The sequence below is a fragment of the Microbacterium sp. ZW T2_14 genome, from assembly GCF_044987405.1.
GTDB lineage: Bacteria > Actinomycetota > Actinomycetes > Actinomycetales > Microbacteriaceae > Microbacterium.
In genome coordinates, this window is sequence record NZ_JBJDRK010000039.1 from 27,963 (window position 1) to 49,862 (window position 21,900).

The 21,900-nt window shown below is 69.7% G+C and carries 19 protein-coding genes; 10 read left to right on the forward strand and 9 right to left on the reverse strand.

Annotated elements, in window-relative coordinates; translation table 11 throughout:
• Positions 1–139 precede the first annotated feature (139 nt).
• Positions 140–1,168 carry a cell division protein ZapE gene (gene zapE, locus ACI3KY_RS13755; RefSeq protein ID WP_404930720.1) on the reverse strand — a complete coding sequence of 343 codons (1,029 nt, stop codon included), beginning with the start codon at positions 1,166–1,168 and terminating at the stop codon, positions 140–142.
• A gap of 163 nt (positions 1,169–1,331) precedes the next feature.
• On the opposite strand from zapE, the gene ACI3KY_RS13760 reads away from it, so the two are divergent.
• Both ACI3KY_RS13760 and ACI3KY_RS13765 read left to right on the forward strand, forming a co-directional pair.
• Positions 1,332–2,237 carry a sulfurtransferase gene (locus ACI3KY_RS13760; protein WP_404930721.1) on the forward strand — a complete coding sequence of 302 codons (906 nt, stop codon included), beginning with the start codon at positions 1,332–1,334 and terminating at the stop codon, positions 2,235–2,237.
• A gap of 53 nt (positions 2,238–2,290) precedes the next feature.
• A complete protein-coding gene (locus tag ACI3KY_RS13765; RefSeq protein WP_404930722.1) occupies positions 2,291–2,731 on the forward strand; it encodes a SufE family protein in 441 nt (146 codons plus the stop codon).
• Between the two features lie 15 nt (positions 2,732–2,746).
• Here the strand turns inward: ACI3KY_RS13765 and ACI3KY_RS13770 are convergent, their stop codons facing one another.
• A complete protein-coding gene (locus tag ACI3KY_RS13770) occupies positions 2,747–3,949 on the reverse strand; it encodes an alpha/beta hydrolase family protein (protein WP_404930723.1) in 1,203 nt (400 codons plus the stop codon).
• Between the two features lie 25 nt (positions 3,950–3,974).
• Between ACI3KY_RS13770 and ACI3KY_RS13775 the strand changes: the two genes are divergently transcribed.
• From ACI3KY_RS13775 to ACI3KY_RS13795, 5 genes are all read left to right on the forward strand, one after another.
• Positions 3,975–4,565: a DUF3000 domain-containing protein gene (locus ACI3KY_RS13775; RefSeq protein ID WP_404930724.1), complete on the forward strand. Its 591-nt coding sequence runs from the start codon at positions 3,975–3,977 to the stop codon at positions 4,563–4,565.
• Complete coding sequence (locus tag ACI3KY_RS13780) at positions 4,558–5,757, forward strand: ribonuclease D (RefSeq protein WP_404930725.1); 1,200 nt, start codon at positions 4,558–4,560, stop codon at positions 5,755–5,757. Before ACI3KY_RS13775 ends, ACI3KY_RS13780 begins: the two co-directional genes overlap by 8 nt.
• Before the next feature lie 72 nt (positions 5,758–5,829).
• A complete protein-coding gene (locus ACI3KY_RS13785) occupies positions 5,830–7,035 on the forward strand; it encodes a thiolase family protein (RefSeq protein ID WP_404930726.1) in 1,206 nt (401 codons plus the stop codon).
• A 12-nt stretch (positions 7,036–7,047) separates the two neighbouring features.
• Positions 7,048–9,207: a 3-hydroxyacyl-CoA dehydrogenase NAD-binding domain-containing protein gene (locus ACI3KY_RS13790; protein ID WP_404930727.1), complete on the forward strand. Its 2,160-nt coding sequence runs from the start codon at positions 7,048–7,050 to the stop codon at positions 9,205–9,207.
• Positions 9,208–9,456: 249 nt separating this feature from the next.
• The gene (locus ACI3KY_RS13795; RefSeq protein WP_404930728.1) at positions 9,457–10,167 is read left to right on the forward strand and encodes a hypothetical protein; all 711 of its coding nucleotides are present in this window, start codon (positions 9,457–9,459) and stop codon (positions 10,165–10,167) included.
• Here ACI3KY_RS13795 and dxs read toward each other — a convergent pair.
• From dxs to dut, 5 genes are all read right to left on the reverse strand, one after another.
• Positions 10,164–12,140, reverse strand: coding sequence for a 1-deoxy-D-xylulose-5-phosphate synthase (gene dxs, locus ACI3KY_RS13800; RefSeq protein ID WP_404930729.1), 1,977 nt, complete (start codon positions 12,138–12,140; stop codon positions 10,164–10,166). The genes ACI3KY_RS13795 and dxs overlap by 4 nt on opposite strands.
• 98 nt (positions 12,141–12,238) lie before the next feature.
• The gene (gene acnA / locus ACI3KY_RS13805; protein ID WP_404930730.1) at positions 12,239–15,067 is read right to left on the reverse strand and encodes an aconitate hydratase AcnA; all 2,829 of its coding nucleotides are present in this window, start codon (positions 15,065–15,067) and stop codon (positions 12,239–12,241) included.
• A 133-nt stretch (positions 15,068–15,200) separates the two neighbouring features.
• Complete coding sequence (locus tag ACI3KY_RS13810) at positions 15,201–15,998, reverse strand: DUF3159 domain-containing protein (protein WP_404930731.1); 798 nt, start codon at positions 15,996–15,998, stop codon at positions 15,201–15,203.
• Complete coding sequence (locus ACI3KY_RS13815; RefSeq protein ID WP_404930732.1) at positions 15,995–16,594, reverse strand: DUF3710 domain-containing protein; 600 nt, start codon at positions 16,592–16,594, stop codon at positions 15,995–15,997. Before ACI3KY_RS13815 ends, ACI3KY_RS13810 begins: the two co-directional genes overlap by 4 nt.
• Positions 16,591–17,043 (reverse strand): dUTP diphosphatase, encoded by a 453-nt coding sequence (gene dut, locus ACI3KY_RS13820; RefSeq protein ID WP_404930733.1) that lies wholly within the window; start codon positions 17,041–17,043, stop codon positions 16,591–16,593. The genes ACI3KY_RS13815 and dut overlap by 4 nt, the downstream gene beginning before the upstream one ends.
• A 12-nt stretch (positions 17,044–17,055) precedes the next feature.
• On the opposite strand from dut, the gene ACI3KY_RS13825 reads away from it, so the two are divergent.
• Positions 17,056–17,574, forward strand: coding sequence for a DUF3093 domain-containing protein (locus ACI3KY_RS13825; protein ID WP_404930734.1), 519 nt, complete (start codon positions 17,056–17,058; stop codon positions 17,572–17,574).
• Here ACI3KY_RS13825 and ACI3KY_RS13830 read toward each other — a convergent pair.
• Positions 17,549–17,842 carry a DUF4193 domain-containing protein gene (locus tag ACI3KY_RS13830; RefSeq protein ID WP_194415375.1) on the reverse strand — a complete coding sequence of 98 codons (294 nt, stop codon included), beginning with the start codon at positions 17,840–17,842 and terminating at the stop codon, positions 17,549–17,551. The genes ACI3KY_RS13825 and ACI3KY_RS13830 overlap by 26 nt on opposite strands.
• A 262-nt stretch (positions 17,843–18,104) precedes the next feature.
• Between ACI3KY_RS13830 and sepH the strand changes: the two genes are divergently transcribed.
• Positions 18,105–19,145 carry a septation protein SepH gene (sepH, locus tag ACI3KY_RS13835; protein ID WP_404930735.1) on the forward strand — a complete coding sequence of 347 codons (1,041 nt, stop codon included), beginning with the start codon at positions 18,105–18,107 and terminating at the stop codon, positions 19,143–19,145.
• 7 nt (positions 19,146–19,152) lie between these two features.
• Here sepH and ACI3KY_RS13840 read toward each other — a convergent pair whose 3' ends face one another.
• Positions 19,153–20,268 carry an alkaline phosphatase family protein gene (locus ACI3KY_RS13840; RefSeq protein WP_404930736.1) on the reverse strand — a complete coding sequence of 372 codons (1,116 nt, stop codon included), beginning with the start codon at positions 20,266–20,268 and terminating at the stop codon, positions 19,153–19,155.
• A 68-nt stretch (positions 20,269–20,336) separates the two neighbouring features.
• Here ACI3KY_RS13840 and ACI3KY_RS13845 point away from each other — a divergent pair.
• The coding region (locus ACI3KY_RS13845) for a DNA topoisomerase (ATP-hydrolyzing) subunit A (RefSeq protein ID WP_404930737.1) at positions 20,337–21,900 on the forward strand (1,564 nt) is incomplete at its 3' end.

A 21,900-nucleotide genomic window follows, 5' to 3' on the forward strand; every position in this document is an offset into this window, starting at 1 on the left:
CGGTCCGTTTCGGCAGCGGGTCGACCCGTGTTTCTCCCGCGTTACGCGAGGGCCTCGCACGTAAACATCGTGTTTCGCACGGCCGAACGGCGACCGGGAATCCGACCGGAGTCGGCCGGTCGGCCGGGTGTCGGGTCGCTCAGTCCAGCGTCGATGCGACGAGTCGCGAGATGGCGCGCAGGTACTTCTTGCGATAGCCGCCGGCCAGCATCTCCTCGGGGAAGACCAGGTCGAGCGATGTGCCGGTGGCGCGGATCGGCAGCTGGGCGTCGTAGACGCGGTCGATGAACGCCACGAACCGCAGGGCCGCGGACTGGTCGGCGAACGGAGCGACATCGCGCAGACCGACCAGCGACAGCCCGTCGATGAGCCGGATGTAGCGCGACGGATGCACGCGGGCCAGATGGGCGACGAGCGCGTCGAACGCGTCGTCCGACGCGAGGCCCGCAGCCGCGGCATCCGTGATGGCGGCTTCGTACTGGGCCGGCTCCAGCACGGCGGCGTGGCCGTCGAGGGCGCGGTGGCGGAAGTCGGTGCCGTCGATGCGGATGGTCTGGAAGCTCGCCGCCATCGCGTGGATCTCGCGGAGGAAGTCCTGCGCGGCGAAGCGCCCTTCCCCGAGCGCGTTGGGAGGCGTGTTGGATGTCGCCGCCAGGCGCGTGCCGGACCCGACCAGTTCGCCGAGCAGGCGGGTCATGACCATGGTGTCGCCCGGGTCGTCGAGCTCGAACTCGTCGATGCACAGCAGGTCTGCTCCCCGGAACAGCTCCACCGTCTTCTGGTAGCCGAGGGCCCCCACCAGCGCCGTGTACTCGATGAACGATCCGAAGTACTTCCGGCGTGCCGACATCGCGTGATACACGGAGGCCAGGAGGTGGGTCTTGCCCACGCCGAAGCCGCCGTCGAGGTAGACGCCCGGCTTGAGCTCGGGACGCTTGGCGCGTCGGAAGAGACCGCCCTTGGCGGGCGTCGACGAGCCGGAGAAGGCCTGGAGCAGATCCTTCGCCTGCTGCTGCGACGGGTACGCGGGATCTGCGCGATACGTGTCGAACGTTGCGTCGGCGAACTGCGGAGGCGGGACCAGTGCGGCGACCATCTCCGCGCCGGCGAGCTGAGGGGCGCGCTCCGCGAGATGGACGACGCCGGTGCGTGTGGCGGAGGCGGTCATGCGGATCCTGTGTCGGAGTCTTACAGAGGGGCTGTGCACGCCGCTCCGGGAATCTATGGTCGGAGGCGACGGTTCAACCCTAACCGTCGCCCGTGTGCGCCTGCCTCGCCTGACGCCGGATGACAGCCGCCCGATCGAACCGCACCCGACATCAGGAGACCCCATGCCCGTCGAGACCGACACCTCCTCGCCGAAGTTCGCCGAGTACGCCCAGCCGGAACGGCTCGTCACAGGCGAGTGGCTGCAGGCGCATCTGGGCCGGCCGGGGCTGGCGATCGTCGAGTCCGACGAGGATGTCCTGCTCTACGAGACCGGTCACATCCCCGGCGCGGTCAAGGTCGACTGGCACACCGAGCTCAACGACCCTGTGGTGCGCGACTACGTGGACGGCGAGGGGTTCGCCGCCCTCCTCAGCCGCAAGGGCATCTCACGCGGCGACACCGTCGTGATCTACGGCGACAAGAGCAACTGGTGGGCGGCCTACGCGCTGTGGGTGTTCTCGCTGTTCGGTCACGAGGACGTCCGGCTGCTCGACGGCGGACGCGACCGATGGATCGCCGAGGGGCGCCCGATCACCACCGCACAACCCGATCCGACGCCGGCCGAGTACCCGGTCGTGGAGCGCGACGACACGGCGCTGCGCGCCTACAAGGACGATGTCCTCGCGCACCTGGGCAAGGGGCCGCTCATCGACGTCCGCTCGCCCGAGGAGTACGACGGCTCCCGCACCACCGCCCCGGCCTACCCGGAGGAGGGTGCGCTGCGCGGTGGCCACATCCCGTCGGCGCAGAGCGTGCCGTGGGCCCGCGCGGTCGCCGCGGACGGCGGATTCAAGACGCGCGCCGAGCTCGACGCGATCTACCGCGACGAAGTCGGCCTGCAGGACGGCGATTCGATCGTCGCCTACTGCCGCATCGGCGAGCGGTCCAGTCACACGTGGTTCGTGCTCCGGCACCTGCTCGGCTTCGGCGATGTCCGCAACTACGACGGATCGTGGACCGAGTGGGGCAGCGCTGTGCGCGTGCCGATCGTGACGGGAGCGGAGCCGGGAGCGGCTCCCCTGCGCTGACTTCCCCCGCCGAGCAGGATCCCGTAGACGTGTCGCATGGGAGGATGGCAGTGATGACCGAAGCTGTCCTGCCCGACCGTCTCGCCGAGATCCGCGACGAGTTCCTCGAGCTGCCCGAGCCCGACCGGCTCCAACTGCTGCTGGAGTACTCCTACGAGCTGCCGCCGGTCCCCCCGGAGTACGAGGACCATCCCGAGCGGTACGAGCGCGTGGTGGAGTGCCAGTCGCCCGTCTTCATCGTGGTCGACGTCGACGACGACGGGATCGTCGCTATGCACGCCACCGCGCCGCCGGAGGCGCCGACGACACGCGGCTTCGCGAGCATCCTGGCGCAGGGACTCACCGGTCTGTCGACCGCCGAGGTGCTCGCGGTGCCCGGCGACTTCCCGCAGACGCTCGGGCTCACCCGCGTCGTGTCGCCGCTGCGGATCTCGGGCATGACCGGCATGCTGCTGCGGGCGCAGCGGCAGGTCCGTGCGGCCTCCGCGCGCTGACGGACCGCGCTCCGCTCAGTCGGCGGTGATTCCCTGCGCGGTCAGCCATGCGCCGATGCTGTCGCTCCATCGCTGCTGGTCGTAGTTCCAGAGCTTGGTGTGCCGCGCCACTTCGAAGACCTGCATCTCCACCAGGTCGGGTCGGGCCGCGAGGAGGCGGTGCGACGCGTCGGACGGCACGAAGCCGTCGTCGTCGCTGTGCAGGATCAGGATCGGATGCCGCAGCTCGGCCGCCCGGGCCACGACGTCGAGCTGATCCAGGCGGATCCCCGCGCTCGCCCGCGTCAGCGGAGACGCCCATTCGACCTGCAGCGCCTCCATCGCCAGCCGGCTCACAGCGCCGGGTACGCGCTCGGCCCGTGCGTGGTAGGTGAGCACCGTACGCCAATCGACGACCGGCGACTCGAGGATCAGGCCGGCGATCGCGTCGGCGTGCGGCGAGTTGAGGGAGAGCTGCAGTGCGATCGCGCCACCCATCGACCAGCCCATGACGATGATCCGCCGCGCGCCCCGGCGGCGGGCGAAGCCGACCGCCGCGTCGACGTCGCGCCATTCGGTCGCGCCGAGCGTATATGTGCCGGTACGGCTGCGGGGCGCCTCGGCGTCGTTGCGGTACGAGACGACCAGCGAGGTGATGCCCAGCGCGTGGAAGACCGGCACCGCGCGAAGGCACTCCGCGCGTGTCGTACCGCGACCGTGCACCTGGATGACCCAGGTATCGCCCTGGCCCGCGGGGAACAGCCACGCCGGGCACGGACCGACCGTCGAGCCGATCAGCTCCGGCGTGAACGGCAGGTGCAGCTGCTCGGGATGGTCGTAGTACCAGCCGCTGAACGCCGCGTCGGGCTCCAGCCGCGCCTCTGCCGGGACGTGTGTGAGGAGCTTGCGCTTGACGCTGGTCGCATCCTCCGACAGCACCGAGCCGAGCTTGATGTAGTCGGTGGACCCCGTCGTGAACAGTCCGTAGCGACCGGGCAGCTCGGTGTCCGCGGTCCGCGACAGCGTGATGGTCTGCGCGGCCGTGTCGAGCGCGAGGATGCGGGTGTCGGCGATACGGCGTGCCGGGGTGACGACCTTCCGTGCCATCAGCACGGAGCCGGCGGCCAGGGCGCCGAGCGCACCGGCGAGGGCGACGCTCAGCACGGTGAGCGCTGCCTTCACGCCGGCGACGAGAGCAGGGGATGCGGCGCGCACTGCGGCGCGCCTGGAGGCGACCATCGAGGAACGATCCTAGTCTGTCCGCGTGGCTGAGCAGCGTCCCCCCGCGGCATCGAGCGCCTTCGAGCAGGCCGCGCAGGCGGTGCGCGACATCCGCTTCCGCGCAGACCTCACGGTGCGTGAGATCGCCGCGCCGCAGGGTCTGGCGCCCGACGCGATCGCGATCGCGGGCGATGTGCGCTCCTCTCCCGACGACACCGACTCTCCGTACGGCACCGGTCGCCTCGTTCTGCTGCACGATCCGGACGAACCTGCACCCTGGAACGGCCCCTGGCGGATCGTGTGCTTCGCACAGGCGCCGCTCGAGCCCGAGATCGGCGTCGATCCCCTCCTCGCCGATGTGGCGTGGACGTGGCTCACCGACGCGCTCGAGTCGCGGGGCGCCGGTTTCCACTCGGCGTCGGGCACCGCCACCAAGACGCTCTCGAAAGGCTTCGGCGCGCTGGCGGCCGAGGGCGATGGGGCGCAGATCGAACTGCGCGCATCCTGGTCGCCGGAAGGCGCGATCGCCGCGCACGTGGAAGCATGGGCGGAGTTGGTTTGCATGCTGGCCGGTCTTCCCCCCGGCTCGGAAGGGATCGCGATGCTCGGTTCGCACAGGTCGCCGCGTGGCTGAATACGATGTGATCGACCAGCTGGAGCGCGCCGAGGAGGCCGCCCTCGTGCTGGCCGAAGGCGAGGGACCCGTCGCCGTCGACGTCGAGCGCGCGTCGGGCTTCCGCTACTCGCAGCGCGCCTATCTGGTGCAGGTTTTCCGCCGCGGCGCCGGGGTGTTCCTGTTCGATCCACCGCCGATCGGCGATTTCCGCGCGCTCCAGGAGGCCATCGGCGGCGAAGAATGGGTACTGCATGCCGCCAGCCAGGACCTGCCGTCGCTGCGGGAGCTCGGACTGGAGCCGGCGAGCATCTTCGACACGGAGCTGGCCGCGCGCCTTCTGGGTCACGAACGGGTCGGCCTCGGCGCCGTCGTCGAGGACACGCTGGGCATCACCCTCGCGAAGGCGCACTCTGCTTCCGACTGGTCCACCCGTCCGCTGCCGCAGTCGTGGCTGGAGTATGCGGCCCTCGATGTCGAGCACCTCGTCGACGTGCGCGACAAGCTGGCCGCGGAGCTCGTGGAGCAGGACAAGGTCCGCTTCGCCGACGAGGAGTTCCGTGCCGTGCTCGATCGCGAGCCCAAGCCGGCGCGCGAGGAGCCGTGGCGGCGCCTGTCGGGCCTGCATACGGTGCGCGGCCGCAAGGCACTCGCTGTGGCGCGTGAACTGTGGATCGCACGCGAGGAGTACGCCCGGGCGGAGGATGTGGCGCCGGGGCGGCTCGTGCCCGACCGGGCGCTCGTCGCCGCCGTGCTGGCGGATCCGGCATCCAAGAGCGCTCTCGGGGCGCTGAAGGACTTCACCGGGCGGGCGAGCCGTTCCCAGCTCGATCGCTGGTGGGCGGCGATCGAGGCAGGTCGCGCCGTGACCGAGCTGCCCCTGGAGCGCGCCACCGGCGGCGATACGCTGCCCCCGCCGCGCGCGTGGGTCGACCGCAACCCCGAGGCGGATGCGCGGCTCAAGGCGGCCCGGCCCGTCGTCGAGCACCGTGCCGAGGAGCTGCACATGCCGACCGAGAACCTCTTGACTCCGGAGCTGCTGCGCCGGGTCGCGTGGTCTCCCCCGCAGCCGCCGACCGCCGCGTCCGTCGGCGATGCGCTCGCGTCTCTCGGCGCACGGCCGTGGCAGATTGAGCAGACTGCACAGGTTATCGCCGATGCCTTTGTCGATTCCGTGCAAGAGCCCGCGGAGGCGTCCGAACCGGCTTCGTAGGTTTCCGCCACCCGATTCCAGCCGCTCGCGGGCCCCTCCTAGGCTGACGGCATCCCTATTTTTGGAGGCAGAGTGGCCGAGATCTCGGACGTCTTCTTCGTCGATGGAATGCGCACCCCCTTCGGGCGCGCCGGCGAGAAAGGCATGTACTGGAACACCCGCGCGGACGACCTCGCCGTCAAGGCGACGATCGGACTGATGGAGCGCAACCCGGGCGTTCCCAAGGACCGCATCGATGACGTGGCCATCGCCGCCACGTCGCAGACCGGCGACCAGGGGCTCACCCTCGGCCGCAGCGTCGCGATCCTGGCCGGGCTTCCCGAGACGGTCCCGGGCTTCGCGATCGACCGCATGTGCGCGGGGGCGATGACGAGCGTGACCACGATGGCCGGTTCGATCGGCATCGGGATGTACGACGTCGCCCTCGCGGGCGGCGTCGAGCACATGGGCCACCACCCGATCGGCGCGAACGCCGACCCCAACCCGAGGTTCGTGGCGGAGAAGATGGTCGACCCGGGCGCCCTCAACATGGGGGTCACGGCCGAGCGCATCTTCGACCGCTTCCCGCACCTGACCAAGGAGCGCTCCGACCGATACGGCATGCTCAGCCAGCACAAGGTGCAGGCCGCATACGACGCCGGCAAGATCCAGCCCGACCTCGTCCCCGTCGCCATCAAGGACGCCGACGGCTCGTGGGCTCTCGCGACCGAGGACGAAGGTCGCCGGCCGCAGACCACGATGGAGGATCTCGCGGCGCTCAAGACGCCCTTCCGCCCGCACGGGCGCGTGACGGCGGGCACCTCGTCGCCGCTCACCGACGGTGCGACGATGTCGCTGCTGGCCGGCGGGCACGCCGTCAAGGAGCTCGGCCTCGCCCCCAAGATGAAGCTGGTGTCGTTCGCGTTCGCGGGCGTGCAGCCCGAGATCATGGGCATCGGTCCGATCCCGTCGACCGAGAAGGCGCTGAAGAAGGCCGGCCTCACGATCGACGACATCGGACTGTTCGAGCTGAACGAGGCGTTCGCGATCCAGGTCATCTCGCTCCTCGATCACTTCGGCATCGCCGACGACGATCCTCGCGTGAACCCGTGGGGCGGCGCGATCGCCTTCGGACACCCGCTCGCAGCGTCGGGCGCCCGCCTGATGATCCAGCTCGCGGCGCACTTCGCCGAGCGCCCGGACGTCCGCTACGGCCTCACCGCGATGTGCGTGGGCCTCGGTCAGGGCGGCTCGGTCATCTGGGAGAACCCCCACTACGACGGCAAGCGGAAGAAGTAAGGGCCGGCACGAATGACGAACACCGTTTCCGAACAGTACGCGGGGATCGACTTCTCCCCCATCCTCGCCGTCACCGAAGGCGAGGTGATCACGCACTCGCGCGTGCGCGACATCCGTCTCGCCTCCGGCAAGGTGCTCGCCCTCGTCACGCTCGACAACGGGCGCGACCACACCCGGCCCAACACGCTGGGCCCGGCCACGATGTCCCAGCTCGGCGAGACGCTGGACGCCCTCAAAGCGCGCGCGTCCGCCGGCGAGATCCAGGCGGTGGGCATCACCGGCAAGCAGTACATCCTCGCCGCCGGCGCCGACCTGTCCGACATCTCGAAGGTGGGCTCGAAGGACAACGCGCGGCTGGTCGCGCAGCTCGGCCACAAGGTGTTCGGCAAGCTGTCCGAGCTCGGCGTGCCGACGTTCGCCTTCGTGAACGGCCTCGCACTCGGTGGTGGCCTCGAGATCGCGCTGAACTCCACGTATCGGACGGTGGATGCCTCGGCCGCCGCGATCGCGCTGCCCGAAGTGTTCCTCGGCATCATCCCCGGCTGGGGTGGCGCGTATCTGCTGCCCAACCTCATCGGCATCGAGAACGCACTCGAGGTGGTGATCTCGAACCCGCTCAAGCAGAACCGCATGCTGAAGCCACAGCAGGCGTACGACTACGGCATCGTCGACGCGATCTTCCCCGCCGCGAACTACCTCGAGGACTCCCTGGCCTGGGCGGACGGCGTGCTCACCGGCAAGACGAAGGTCGACCGCAAGAACGAGCCCGGCAAGATCGAGCGGCTCACCAAGTGGCCGATCGCCATCAAGATGGCTCGGGGCATGCTCGAGTCCAAGATCGGGACGGTTCCGAAGTCCCCGTACGCGGCGCTGGAGCTCCTCGACAAGGCGAAGAGCGGCACGAAGGCCGAAGGCTTCGCGCGTGAGGACGAGGCCCTTGCCGAGCTCGTCACGGGCGACCAGTTCGCGGCATCCATGTACGCGTTCGATCTTGTGCAGAAGCGGGCCAAGCGCCCCGTCGGCGCGCCCGACAAGGCCCTCGCCAAGAAGGTGACGAAGGTCGGCATCATCGGGGCCGGCCTCATGGCGAGCCAGTTCGCCCTGCTGTTCGTGCGCAAGCTGCAGGTTCCGGTGCTCATCACCGACCTCGACCAGGCTCGTGTCGACAAGGGCGTGGCGTACATCCACGATGAGATCGGCAAGCTCGAGGCCAAGGGACGCCTGGACGGCGACAGTGCGAACAGGCTGCGGGCGCTCGTGACCGGCACGACCGACAAGAGCCTGTACGCGGACTGCGACTTCGTCATCGAGGCGGTGTTCGAGGAGGTCGGCGTCAAGCAGCAGGTGTTCGGCGAGATCGAGCAGATCATCGCCGAGGACGCGATCCTCGCAACCAACACCTCGTCGCTGTCGGTCGAGGAGATCGGCGCGAAGCTGGCTCACCCCGAGCGTCTCGTGGGCTTCCACTTCTTCAACCCGGTGGCGGTCATGCCGCTCATCGAGATCGTGAAGACGCCGCAGACGTCGGATGCCGCACTCTCGACCGCGTTCGTGGTCGCCAAGAACCTCGGGAAGAATGCGGTGCTCACGGGCGACGCGCCGGGCTTCGTGGTCAACCGCCTGCTGGCGAAGGTCATGGGCGAGGCGGCGCGCGCCGTCTACGAGGGCACCCCGATCGCCGACGTCGAGAAGGCGTTCGCGCCTCTCGGTCTGCCGATGGGCCCTTTCCAGCTCATCGACCTCGTCGGCTGGAAGGTGGCCGCGCACGTCCAGGACACGATGGTGCACGCGTTCCCCGACCGGTTCTACGCGAACGAGAACTTCCATGCCCTCGCGGAGCTGCCGGAGGTCGTCGAGAAGGACAGGGGCGGCCGCGTCACCGGCTGGACGAAGGCGGCCGAGAAGCTGCTCAAGCCGGCCGTCGGCTCGTCGCCCGCGTCGGCTGCGACGATTCTCGCCCGCGTGCAGGACGGCCTCGCGCAGGAGATCAGGATCATGCTCGACGAGGGCGTGGTCCCCGAGGTCGAGGACATCGACCTCTGCCTCATCCTCGGTGCCGGCTGGCCGTTCATCGACGGCGGCGCGTCACCGTACCTCGACCGCGAGGGCGCATCCGAGCGGGTCTTCGGTGACACCTTCCACCACCCGGTGATCAAGGGCATCGCCGGCTGACACCGCGCGTCGGTCTCGCGCAGGGCGCATCCTCCGAGGAGGGTGCGCCCTGCGCGCTTGTGTGCGCACGGGCAGGGTGATGCGGGTGGCGCGTCGGGGCGAGAAATGCGGGGAACGCCCGACCTCGATTCGCGGAACGTGATCCGTCCGATGCGTGAACAGTCGGCGCCAGGCCGCCTCTCGGGCGATCGGACACCGGCGCGCAGGGCATCCTGTCCCTGAACGGTGGTCAGAACGGGAGGTGTCCGGATGCTGGATGTGATCTCGGGGATGTTCAGCGGCAGCGCGCTGGGAGTCCTGGTGAAGACGAGTGGCGCCGCCTTGACGCTGCTCGTGGTCGTACCCGCGCTCATGAAGCTGTTCCTGGTGACGGTGGACGAGGGATCGACCGCGATCCGGACTCGCAACGGCAAGCCGATCATCCGACGCGTCCGCGGCGCCGACGACGGGCGCGGTGAGGTCATGGTGCTGCGGCCCGGAACCCACGGTGCGTTCCCGATCGTGTACTGGTACCGGATGGTCGATGTGCGGGCGCGATCGACCGACCTTCCCGCACGGAGCCTCACCGCCGCCAGCGGGCACCAGCATCTCGTGCACGCGTCCTTCGACTGGCGGCCGATCGTCTCGGGGCACGACCTCCGCGTGCTCGAGCTCGACGTGGTCAACGTGAAGGAGCGCGCGGGCAACATCGTGGGGGCGGCGCTGCGCGACCTCGTCCACGAGCTCGACGGTGCGGTGCTGCCGCCGAACGACCTGCTGTCGCCGCGCCTCGTCGCGGCGTGCGCCGACCTCGTGCGCACGGACTGCGGGATCGAGCTGCTGCGCGTCATCGTGACGGGCGACGCGCTCACCGACGGCTACCTGCTGTCGCAGGCGATCACGCCGCGCCCGGCGGACCCGCAGAACGCGGAATGGGATGCCGCGGCATCCGTCCTCGCGACGCGGCTCTCGTCCGTCTAGGCCCGGTCGTCGCGGCTGCGCGCGAGATCGGGGAGCGTGGGGATCTCACCGGTCCGTGTCGGGTCGCCGCTCTGGGCGCCGCGGGCCACCGGGATGCGGGTGCCGAGCACCTGCGCCACGACGTCGTGCGCGATCTTGGCGGGCGTGAGTCCCGCCCCGTCGAGGATCTGCTCGCGGCTCGCATGGTCGATGAACTCGTCGGGCACGCCCAGCTCGTCGACCGCCGTGTCGACGCCGGCCTCGCGCAGCACCTGGCGTACGCGCGTGCCGATGCCGCCCACGCGGATGCCGTCCTCGATCGTGATGACGAGACGGTGGGATGCCGCGAGCTCGACGATGGAGGGCTGTACCGGCACGACCCACCGGGGGTCGACCACGGTGGCGCCGATGCCCTGTGCCCGCAGGCGCTCGGCGACCTCGACGGCGGTGTGCGCCATGGGGCCGATGCCGATCAGCAGCACGTCGTCCGCGTCGGAACGCACCAGCACGTCGACGCCGTCGTGCAGGCGCTCGACGGCGGGCAGCTCCGGGCTGACCGCGCCCTTCGGGAAGCGGATCACCGTGGGCGCATCGTCGATGGCGACCGCCTCCTGGAGCTCCTCGCGCAGGCGCACGCCGTCGCGGGGCACGGCGATGCGGATGTGCGGCACGATCTGCAGCATCGCCAGATCCCAGATGCCGTGGTGGCTCGGGCCGTCGGGACCGGTCACCCCGGCACGATCGAGCACGAAGGTGACGCCGGCGCGGTGGAGGGCGACATCCATCAGCACCTGGTCGAACGCCCGGTTCATGAACGTCGCGTAGATGGCGACCACGGGGTGCAGCCCGCCGAACGCGAGACCGGCCGCGGACGCGACGGCATGCTGTTCGGCGATCCCGACGTCGTACACGCGGTCCGGGAAGCGCTGCGCGAACGGCAGGAGCCCCGTCGGGCGCAGCATGGCCGCCGTCATCGCGATCACGTCGTCGCGCGCATCACCCACCGTGACGAGCTCTTCGGCGAAGACGTCGGTCCAGCTGAGGCCGCCGGTCGCGCCGAGCGATTCGCCCGTGATCGGGTCGATCTTGCCGACCGCGTGGAACTGGTCGGCCTCGTCCTCCAGCGCCGGAGCGTAGCCCCGGCCCTTCTCGGTGATGGCGTGGACGATGACCGGAGCGCCGTACGACTTCGCGAGCTCGAGGGTCTCGATCAGCGTCGGCAGATCGTGACCGTCGACGGGGCCGAGGTACTTGATGTCGAGGTTCGAGTAGAGCGCCGCGTTGTTCGTGAATCGCGAGAGGAACCCGTGGGTGCCGCCGCGCACGCCGCGGTAGACCGCCCGTGCGGCGGGACCGAGCTTGCGGAACAGGTCGTCGGAGCCGCGATGAAGGGTGCGGTAGGACTCCGCCGTGCGGACCCGGTTGAGATAGCGGGCCATGCCCCCGATGGTGGGGGCGTACGACCGGCCGTTGTCGTTCACCACGATCACGAGGTTGCGGTCGTTGTCGTCGGAGATGTTGTTGAGCGCCTCCCACGTCATGCCGCCGGTCAGCGCACCGTCGCCGACGACGGCGACGACGTGCCGGTCTTTGCGCCCGGTGCGGGTGAGCGCGCGGGACACGCCGTCCGCCCAGCTGAGCGAGCTGGACGCGTGGGAGGACTCCACGACGTCGTGCGGGCTCTCCGAGCGCTGGGGGTAGCCGGCCAGACCGTCACGCGCGCGCAGATTGGTGAAGTCCTGTCGCCCGGTAAGGAGCTTGTGGACGTACGACTGGTGCCCGGTGTCGAAGATCATCGGGTCGTTCGGCGAATCGAAGACGCGGTGAAGGGCGATGGTCAACTCGACGACACCGAGGTTGGGGCCCAGGTGACCGCCGGTGCGTGCGACGTTCTCGACGAGGAACCCGCGGATCTCGCTCGCGAGCTGCTCGAGCTGATCGGCGGTCAGTCCGTCGAGATCGCGGGGTCCGGTGATGGACGACAGCAGCGACATCCCCGCTCCTTTCCGGCCCGGGAAGGGCTCTGCAAGTCTACCCGGGGCATGAAGGAGGGACCGGATGCCGCGGCATCCGGTCCCCCGTGAATCAGCTGTCAGACCAGCGAACGCAGCACGTACTGCAGGATGCCGCCGTTGCGGTAGTAATCCGCCTCACCGGGCGTGTCGATGCGGACGACCGCGTCGAACTCGACAGTGGCCTTGCCGGGCGCAGAGAACTCGCTCGGTTCGGCGGTGACGCGCACCGTCTTCGGGGTGACACCCTCGTTGAGCTGCTCGAGTCCGGAGATCGAGACGATCTCGGTGCCGTCGAGTCCGAGCGACGCCCAGCTCTCACCGGCCGGGAACTGCAGCGGGACGACGCCCATGCCGATGAGGTTCGAGCGGTGGATGCGCTCGAAGCTCTCGGTGATGACCGCCTTGACGCCCAGGAGGCTCGTGCCCTTGGCCGCCCAGTCGCGGGACGAGCCGGAGCCGTACTCCTTGCCGCCGAAGATGACGAGCGGCGTGCCCGCGGCCTGGTAGTTCTGGCTGGCGTCGTAGATGAACGACTGCGGGCCACCCTCCTGCGTGAAGTCGCGGGTGAAGCCGCCTTCGACCTCGGCGCCGTCGTTGACCGCGCGCACCAGCTGATTCTTCAGGCGGATGTTCGCGAACGTCCCCCGGATCATCACCTCGTGGTTGCCGCGGCGCGAGCCGTACGAGTTGAAGTCCTTGCGATCGACGCCGTGCTCGGCGAGGTACTTGCCCGCCGGGCTGTCGGCCTTGATGTTTCCGGCCGGGCTGATGTGGTCGGTGGTGACCGAGTCCAGCAGCGTGGCCATCACACGGGCACCCGAGATATCGGTGACCGGGGTCAGTTCCATCGTCATGCCGTCGAAGTACGGCGGCTTGCGCACGTACGTCGACGCATCATCCCACTCGAACACATCGCCCGTCGGGGTCGGGAGGGTCCGCCACCGCTCGTCGCCCTCGAAGACGCTCGCGTACTGGTGGGTGAACATGTCCTTGTTGATCGACGAGTCGATCGTGGCCTGCACCTCGGCCGAGTCGGGCCAGATGTCCCGCAGGAACACGTCGTTGCCGTCCTGGTCGGTGCCGAGCGCGTCGACCTCGAAGTCGAAGTTCATCGAACCCGCGAGCGAGTAGGCGATCACGAGCGGCGGGCTCGCAAGGTAGTTCATCTTCACGTCGGGGTTGATGCGGCCCTCGAAGTTGCGGTTGCCGGAGAGAACGGCAGTCACGGCGAGGTCGTTCTGGTTGATCGCCGCCGAGACCTCCTCGATGAGCGGGCCCGAGTTGCCGATGCACGTGGTGCAGCCGTAGCCCACGGTGAAGAAGCCGAGTTCTTCGAGGTCCTTGGTGAGGCCGGCCTTCTCGTAGTAGTCGGTGACGACCTTCGACCCGGGGGCCAGCGTGGTCTTGACCCACGGCTTGGCCTTGAGCCCCTTCTTCACCGCGTTGCGAGCCAGCAGGCCGGCGGCGAGCATCACCGACGGGTTCGACGTGTTCGTGCACGAGGTGATCGCGGCGATCGTCACCGCGCCGTGGTCGAGCACGAACTTCTCGCCGCCCTCCAGCGTCACCGGGGTCGGCTTCGACGCCGTCGCCGGCGCGTGGCTGTGGTGGTGGTGCTCGTGGCTGCTGTACTCGTCCTCGGGCGAGTTTCCGGGCGGGTCGGAGGCCGGGAACGACTCCGAGCCCTCGAGGTCGACCAGGTCGTGGTCGACCTCGGCGTAGTTGGTGAGGTCGGTCTCGAACTGCTGCTTCGCCTGCGAGAGGACGATGCGGTCCTGAGGGCGCTTGGGACCGGCGATCGACGGGACGACCGTCGACAGGTCCAGCTCCATGTACTCGCTGAAGACCGGCTCGCGCGAGGGGTCGTGCCAGAGCGACTGCTCCTTCGCGTACGCCTCGACCAGGGCGAGCTGCTGCTCGTCACGGCCGGTGAGGCGCAGGTAGTCGACGGTCACGCTGTCGATCGGGAACATGGCGGCGGTCGAGCCGAACTCGGGGCTCATGTTGCCGATGGTGGCGCGGTTGGCGAGCGGCACCGAGGCCACGCCCTCGCCGTAGAACTCGACGAACTTGCCGACCACACCGTGCTTGCGCAGCATGTCGGTGATGGTCAGCACGACGTCGGTGGCCGTGACGCCGGTCGGGATCGCGCCCGACAGCTTGAAGCCGACGACCTTCGGGATGAGCATCGACACCGGCTGGCCGAGCATGGCCGCCTCTGCCTCGATGCCGCCGACGCCCCAACCGAGGACGCCGAGCCCGTTGACCATGGTCGTGTGCGAGTCGGTGCCGACGCAGGTGTCGGGGTAGGCGCGCAGGACGCCGCCGACGGAGCGGTCGTAGATCACCTTCGCGAGGTGCTCGATGTTCACCTGGTGGACGATGCCGGTGCCCGGAGGGACGACCTTGAAGTCGTCGAACGCGGTCTGGCCCCAGCGCAGGAACTGGTACCGCTCGCCGTTGCGCTCGTACTCGATCTCGACATTGCGCTCGAGGGCGTTCTCGGTGCCGAAGAGGTCGGCGATGACCGAGTGGTCGATGACCATCTCGGCCGGCGACAGCGGGTTGATCTTCGTCGGGTCGCCGCCGAGTGCGGTGACCGCCTCGCGCATGGTGGCGAGGTCGACGATGCACGGAACGCCGGTGAAGTCCTGCATCACGACGCGAGCGGGCGTGAACTGGATCTCGGTGTTCGGCTCGGCTGCGGCATCCCACGACCCGAGAGCTTCGATCTGCTCCTTGGTGACGTTGGCGCCGTCCTCGGTGCGCAGCAGGTTCTCGAGCAGCACCTTCAGGCTGAACGGGAGCTTCTCGTAGCCCGCGACCTTGTCGATGCGGAAGATCTCGTAGTCGGTGCTGCCGACCGTCAGGGTGCTCTTCGCACCGAAGCTGTCAACCGTGGACACGTCTGTCTCCTTCGTCGGCGGCGGGATCGTGCCGGAGTCCGGCATCCCCATCTTCCCCCGCCCCGAAGCCCGCGGCTAGTGAGGTCGACCTAACGGATCGGGGGAAAACTATCTTGATGTCAAGATAAATGTATCACTTCGGCGCGCGAGGATAGAGCGCGCGCACCGCGAGCCACGTCACCGCGACCAGCGGTGCGAACAGCGGCAGTCCCATCACGAGCTTGAGCGTGCCGAGCGCCGTCACGTCGCCCGCGAAGTAGAGCGGCAGCTGCACGATGAGGCGCAGCGCGAAGAGGGCGGCCCACGCGAGCGACAACCAGAAGAAGACGCGTCGCTTGCGACGATCTGCCCGCCACGCCGTGCCCTCCCCCATCAGGAATCCGACCGCGAGGCCGATGAGCGGCCATCCCACGAGCGCCGACACGAGGAACGCCGTGCCGTAGAGCGTGTTCGTGAGGAAGCCGGGAATGAAGCTGTCCTCTCCCCTGCCCGTCCACAGCGACAGTCCGGCCGCGGCAGCGGCCGCGATCAGACCGCCGATGGCCGCGCTCGCGGACTGACGCTGGATGAGCCTCACGATCGTGAACGCGGCGGCGAGGCCGACCGACAGGCCGAGGCTCAGCAGCAGGTTGCCGGAGCGGGTGTCCGCGTCGTACGTGAACGTCCACGCCACGAGGAAGACGACCCCGGGAAGGACGGATTCCAGGATGCCGCGCCAGCCGCCCATCGCCTTCCAGACGACGTGGCCGGTGCTGGCGCCCTCGGCCGGGTCGAGCCCGGCGCGCCGGGCGGCACCGCCGAGCGCGGCGCCGAGCATCTCCGACGTGGACGCCGCAGCGGCGGTGTCATCCGGCGTCGCCTCCACGGCGTCGGCAGAAGCGTCCGGGGTCCGCTCGGGATCCGCGTCGCCGGGGCGCGCGGCGTCGCTCACGCCGAGCCCGGCGTGGCGGGCATGCGGAGCGGGATGAGATCGCGCGGCGGCATCGGAGATCCGCCGCGGACGACGACGATCGACCGGAACAGATCCTCGACGGCCGCAGCCGCCTCGACGTCGGACGTCGCGGCGCCGCCGATGACGCCGCGGAGGAACCAGCGGGGGCCGTCGACACCGACGAAGCGCGCGAGACGCTTGCCCGCGGTGCCGTCCGGTCCGGCGATGACGGGCACCTCGGCGAGCAGCTCGGGGCCGAGCGGGCCCTCACGCTCCTCGACGCGGCCGCCCTGCTGCCGGATCTGCTGACGGATCTGCTCGCGCGTCTCTTCCCAGAGGCCGGCCGAACGGGGTGCCGCGAACGGCTGCACCTGCAGCGTCGAGCCGGAGTAGTCGAGACCGACGGCGACGATGCGCTTGGTCTGCTCCTCGACCTCCAGTCGCAGGTTGAGGCCCTCGCGCGGCAGGATCTTGATGCCGCCGAGGTCGATGTACGGCCGCACCGGGTTGGCCTCGGACTCGTCGAACGGGCCGGTGCTGGCGCGGTCCTCGGGCGCGACCTTGCGCGGTCCGTCGGCCGATGAGGGGTCTGTCATGCGAGGACTCCGTCCTTCTGGTAGCCCGTGGAGCCGAACCCGCCCTCGCCGCGCACGCTGTCGGGCAGGGTCTCCACGGGAATGAATACGGCGCGGGGCACCGGCATGACGATGAGCTGGGCGATGCGATCGCCCACCGAGATGTCGTGCGCGTGCTCGCGGTCGGTGTTGAGCAGGATGACCTTGATCTCACCGCGATATCCGGCATCGATCGTGCCGGGGGCGTTGACGATCGTGATGCCGTGCTTGGCGGCCAGGCCGCTCCGGGGCACGACGAAGGCGACGTAACCGTCGGGGAGGGCGATGCGCACGCCGGTGCCGACCATTGCGCGGCCGCCCGGCTCGAGGTGCACCGCCTCGGCGGCGACCAGGTCGGCGCCGGCATCACCGGGGTGCGCGTACACCGGGACGTCGGAGGCGATAATGGGGACGTCCACCGTTTCAGTCACCCAACGAGGGTAATGCAGAACTCCATGCGTCACGCCGATGCCCGCAGCGGGCTCACTCACGGCCATCAGGAGCCGCATTACCGCGAGCGACTGGGGCCCTCGCTCTGGATCCTCGTGGCGGCAGCGCTGGTGGCCCCGATGGCGGCGCTCGTGATCAGCCCCATCGACCGGACGATCGCGCTCGTGGTGGGTGCTGCAGTCGGCGTGGTGCTGATCGCGCTGATGATCGCAGCCGCTCCGGTGGTCGAGGTGCGGGACGGCGAGCTGCGCGCGGGGCGCGCTCACATCGACGTCGAGTTCCTCGGAATGCCGCAGGTGCACCTCGGCGACGATGCGCGCCATGCGCGCGGTGCGGGTCTCGACCCGCGGTCGTGGCATCTGATCCGGGGCGGGATCGACGGACTCGTCGTCATCCCGGTGACCGATGCCGACGACCCGACGACCGCGTGGGTGATCTCCTCGCGGACGCCGGATCGACTGTCCGCCGCTGTGCGGCGGGCTCAGATCACGCGGAGCACTCCACGCACATAGGGCCGTCGGCGGTCTCGTGATCGAGCTGCGAACGGTGCTTCACGAGGAAGCAGTTCGAGCAGGTGAACTCATCCTCCTGGGGAGGGAGGACGACGACGTCGAGCTCGAGGTCCGACAGGTCGGCGCCGGGCAGCTCGAACCCCGACGGGTTGTCGGAATCCTCCACGTCGACCGAGCCCGAGAGCTTGTCGGGGACGCGCTCCTTGAGCGCTTCGATCGACTCGCTGTCATCCTCGGTCTTGCGGGGGGCGTCGTAATCGGTGGCCATGCGTGAACGTCTCAACTTCCGGGTATCGCGGATTGCGCTCGCCCTTGCGGGCGGCGATAGTTTGCACGACGGTTCCCCTTTTCGCAAATGCGTCCGGCGGTGTCGCCCCCGTGCGTCGCGTGAAACTCGCGGCACGCGCCGGATATTCCCGATCACCGTACTTCCCTGTGACACGATGGGGCGGATCAGGCAGCGAACCACTGCTCTGAGCCCGAAGCGCAAGTACAGCCGTGAGCCCGAGGGAAAACTAGGGGGCGTTCGCATGGAACAGCTCAAGGTCATCGGAACCGAGGACGACAAGCTCATCCTGGCGACCGAGTCCGGTGAAAGATTCTCGCTCGATGTCGACGACGTGCTGCGTGGCGAGCTGCGCAAGGTCGGCCGCGATCGCGATGCGGACGTGCAGACGCCGCGCGCGAGCCCGCGCGAGATCCAGGCCCACATCCGCTCGGGCCTGTCAGCGCGGGAGGTCGCCGAGCTGCTGGGCGCCCGTGTGGAGGATGTCGTCCGGTTCGAAGGCCCGGTACTGGCGGAGCGCGAGCATGTCGTGGGCCAGGCGCTCGCGGTCCCCGTGCTCCTCGGCGGCGACTTCGAGGGCGACGGCCAGACCACGTTCGGCTCGGCCGTGCGCGCCAAGCTGGCCGAGGCCGGTGCCATCGGCGAACGGTGGACCAGCTGGAAGGCGCCGACCGGCTGGACCGTCAAGCTGGAGTTCACGGCCAACGACATCGGGCACGATGCTCGCTGGGGCTTCGATCCGCGCCGCAGCACGCTCTCACCGCTGAATTCCGATGCCATCCAGCTGTCCCGTCAGGGCGCGCTGCCCGAAGGGCTGATCCCCCGGCTGCGCGCGCTCGACGCGGTGCCGGCGAAGGATGACTCACGATTCGACAGCGGCGCTTTCGGGCCGCGAGGGCTTCCCGACGCCGACATCGAGTCGCCGGAGATCCCGGCACCCGCCGCGCCGGCCGTCCAGCAGGCCGCGATCAAGCGGGCCACTGAGCCCACGGTCGTGACCTCGGCCGAGACGGCCGATCTGCTCGAGGCGCTGCGCCGCCGCCGTGGTCAGCGCGAGCCGCTGCCGGGCGCCGACGAAGCGGCGGCACCGCAGCGGTCTTCCGCGCCGGTCGCGCTGTTCGACGCCCTCGAGCCGGGCTACGACGAGGCGTCCGGCGACGACGAGCCGCCGGCATCCGAGCACCAGCCCACCCCTGCCGCTGTCGCGGAGGCGGGCCGTCGCAAGGGCCGCACGTCGATGCCGTCGTGGGACGAGATCGTCTTCGGCGCCCGCTCGGAGGACTGACGCGCGGTCAGGCGAAAGCGCCGAGCCGGATGAGGGGCACCACGCGCTCCTCATCGGTGAGCGAGCCGTGCTGCCCGACCATCTTCTGGGGTGCCTTGTCGGCGAGCCGGTCGTCGTAGTAGGCGATCCCCGCGCGTGCGGCGACGATCACGTCGCCGAGGCGTGCGGCGACCTCCGGGTCCACCGCGCCGATGAGTCCCGATGCCGCGAGCTCGGCTCGCGAGAAGACCCAGGAGCGGGAAGCCTCGGACTCGCGCCACCGTGCGAGCACGGCATCCGCCTGCCCGGGTTCGGCATACAGCTGCAGCATGCGCGGCTCGCCGCCGATGAGCCGGACGCCGTCGAGCAGGTCACCGGCGTCGTCGAGCAGGATGTGGCGGTGCCGGGGAACGTCGATCATGCCGTGATCGGAGGTGACGACGACACCGGTGCCCCGGTCGACCGATGCCGCGAGCCGGCGGGCCGCGGCATCCACCCGTTCCAGAGCGGCCACCCACTCGTCTGACTCCCAGCCGCGCTTGTGGCCCACCGCGTCGAGGTCCGCCGCATACAGATAGACGAGCGAGCCCGGATGCCGCGCCGCCAGGTCGGCGGCGACGCGCACGCGTTCGTCGAGGTCGTCGACACCGTGGAACTCGGCGTCGCCGAGGGTCGCCGCCGTGAAGCCGGTGCGGGCGTACTCGTTGCGCGACACGGCGAAGAAGGGCCGCCCGAGTGTGGCCGACAGCGGCGCGGAGCGCTGGAAGGACAGCGGCAGGCCATCGGTGTCCCACCCGCGCAGCATGTTGACGACGTCATCGGTGCCGGGAACGCGGGCGCGATAGCCGACGATGCCGTGCTCCCCCGGCAGGGCACCTGTGAGCAGACTGGTCAGCGCGGCCGCCGTGGTCGAGGGGAAGACGGTGCGGGCGGCATCGCGCTTCGTGCGCGCCTCACTGAGGAATCGGGCGTGACCGGCGCGGGCGCCGAGGTTGAACGCGCCGAGGCCGTCGATCACCCAGACGATGGCGCTGCGCGCCGGGGCGAACCATTCCGATCCGCCCTCCAGCGCCGCCGACATCTCGGGCACGACACGGGTGAGGCTCCGGGCGCGCGGCGGGTCCGCGGGTAGGCTGAGGGACATCGGGGCCAGTCTCGCACACCGCAGCCGAGCCCCACCGCTCCCGCCGTCACCCGAGGCTTCATCGACACATGCCCGCTTCCCGCACCGATTCCTCACCCGCCGACCACGGACGCATCGAGGACGTCGACGTCTCCTCCGAGATGCAGACGTCGTTCCTCGAATACGCCTATTCGGTGATCTACTCGCGCGCGCTCCCCGACGCGCGCGACGGGCTGAAGCCGGTGCAGCGACGCATCCTGTTCCAGATGGCCGACATGGGCCTGCGGCCCGACCGCGGTCATGTCAAGAGCGCCCGCGTCGTGGGCGAGGTGATGGGGAAGCTGCATCCGCACGGTGACGCCCCCATCTATGACGCGCTGGTGCGACTCGCACAGCCGTTCTCGCTGCGGGTCCCCCTGGTCGACGGACACGGCAACTTCGGCTCCCTCGATGATGGGCCGGCCGCGCCCCGGTACACCGAGGCTCGTCTCGCCCCTCCGGCGCTCGCGCTGACCGAGAACCTCGACGAGGACGTCGTCGACTTCATCCCGAACTACGACGGCCAGTTCCAGCAGCCGGAAGTGCTGCCGGCGGCGTTCCCCAACCTGCTCGTCAACGGCACGACCGGCATCGCCGTCGGCATGGCGACGAACATGGCCCCGCACAACCTCATCGAGGTCGTCGGCGCGGCGACGCATCTGCTCGACAACCCCGAGGCGACCGTCGAAGAGCTGATGGAGTTCGTACCCGGCCCCGATCTTCCCGGTGGCGGCATCATCGTCGGTCTCGATGGCATCAAGGATGCCTACGCGAACGGTCGCGGCAGCTTCCGCACGCGGGCCAAGGTGTCGATCGAGTCCCTCGGCCCGCGGCGCACGGGTCTCATCGTCACCGAGCTCCCGTATCTCGTCGGCCCGGAGCGTGTGATCGAGAAGATCAAGGACGCCGTCAACGCCAAGAAGCTGCAGGGCATCTCAGATGTCACCGACCTCACCGACCGCCACCATGGTCTGCGCCTGGTCATCGGCATCAAGACCGGCTTCGACCCGCAGGCGGTGCTCGACCACCTCTACCGGCTGACGCCGCTCGAGGACTCGTTCAGCATCAACAACGTCGCCCTCGTCGAAGGACAGCCGCAGACGCTCGGACTCCGGGAGCTCCTGCGGGTCTACCTCGACCACCGCATCAGCGTCGTCACGCGGCGCAGCCGCTACCGCCTCACCCGGCGCAAGGAACGGCTGCACCTGGTCGAGGGCCTCCTCATCGCGATCCTGGACATCGACGAGGTCATCCAGGTCATCCGCACCTCCGACGACGGCGAGCAGGCGCGTCAGCGACTGATGAGCGTCTTCGACCTGTCCGAGGCGCAGTCCGAGTACATCCTCGAGCTGCGTCTGCGCCGGCTGACGAAGTTCTCCCGCATCGAGCTGGAGACCGAGCGCGACAACCTCAAGAAGGAGATCGCTCAGCTCGAGGAGCTGCTCGGCAGCGACGTCCTGCTGCGCGCGCAGGTGGCGCATGAGCTGGATGCCGCGGCAGAGGCGTTCGGCACGCCCCGGCGGACGCTGCTGCTCAACGGCGGCCCGGTGCAGCCGCGCTCCCGCGCCGCCGCTGAGTCCGAGGTACTGATCGGCGCGCGTCCCGGCGCCCAGC

Excerpts from the sequence above, each read along its gene's own strand:
- ACI3KY_RS13770 (WP_404930723.1), bottom strand. The coding sequence starts at position 3,949 with ATGGTCGCCTCCAGGCGCGCCGCAGTGCGCGCCGCATCCCCTGCTCTC.
- ACI3KY_RS13765 (WP_404930722.1), top strand. The coding sequence starts at position 2,291 with ATGACCGAAGCTGTCCTGCCCGACCGTCTCGCCGAGATCCGCGACGAG.
- sepH (WP_404930735.1), top strand. The coding sequence starts at position 18,105 with ATGGAACAGCTCAAGGTCATCGGAACCGAGGACGACAAGCTCATCCTG.
- ACI3KY_RS13840 (WP_404930736.1), bottom strand. The coding sequence starts at position 20,268 with ATGTCCCTCAGCCTACCCGCGGACCCGCCGCGCGCCCGGAGCCTCACC.
- ACI3KY_RS13760 (WP_404930721.1), top strand. The coding sequence starts at position 1,332 with ATGCCCGTCGAGACCGACACCTCCTCGCCGAAGTTCGCCGAGTACGCC.
- ACI3KY_RS13815 (WP_404930732.1), bottom strand. The coding sequence starts at position 16,594 with ATGACAGACCCCTCATCGGCCGACGGACCGCGCAAGGTCGCGCCCGAG.
- ACI3KY_RS13795 (WP_404930728.1), top strand. The coding sequence starts at position 9,457 with ATGCTGGATGTGATCTCGGGGATGTTCAGCGGCAGCGCGCTGGGAGTC.
- ACI3KY_RS13825 (WP_404930734.1), top strand. The coding sequence starts at position 17,056 with ATGCAGAACTCCATGCGTCACGCCGATGCCCGCAGCGGGCTCACTCAC.
- ACI3KY_RS13830 (WP_194415375.1), bottom strand. The coding sequence starts at position 17,842 with ATGGCCACCGATTACGACGCCCCCCGCAAGACCGAGGATGACAGCGAG.
- dxs (WP_404930729.1), bottom strand. The coding sequence starts at position 12,140 with ATGTCGCTGCTGTCGTCCATCACCGGACCCCGCGATCTCGACGGACTG.
- ACI3KY_RS13790 (WP_404930727.1), top strand. The coding sequence starts at position 7,048 with ATGACGAACACCGTTTCCGAACAGTACGCGGGGATCGACTTCTCCCCC.
- zapE (WP_404930720.1), bottom strand. The coding sequence starts at position 1,168 with ATGACCGCCTCCGCCACACGCACCGGCGTCGTCCATCTCGCGGAGCGC.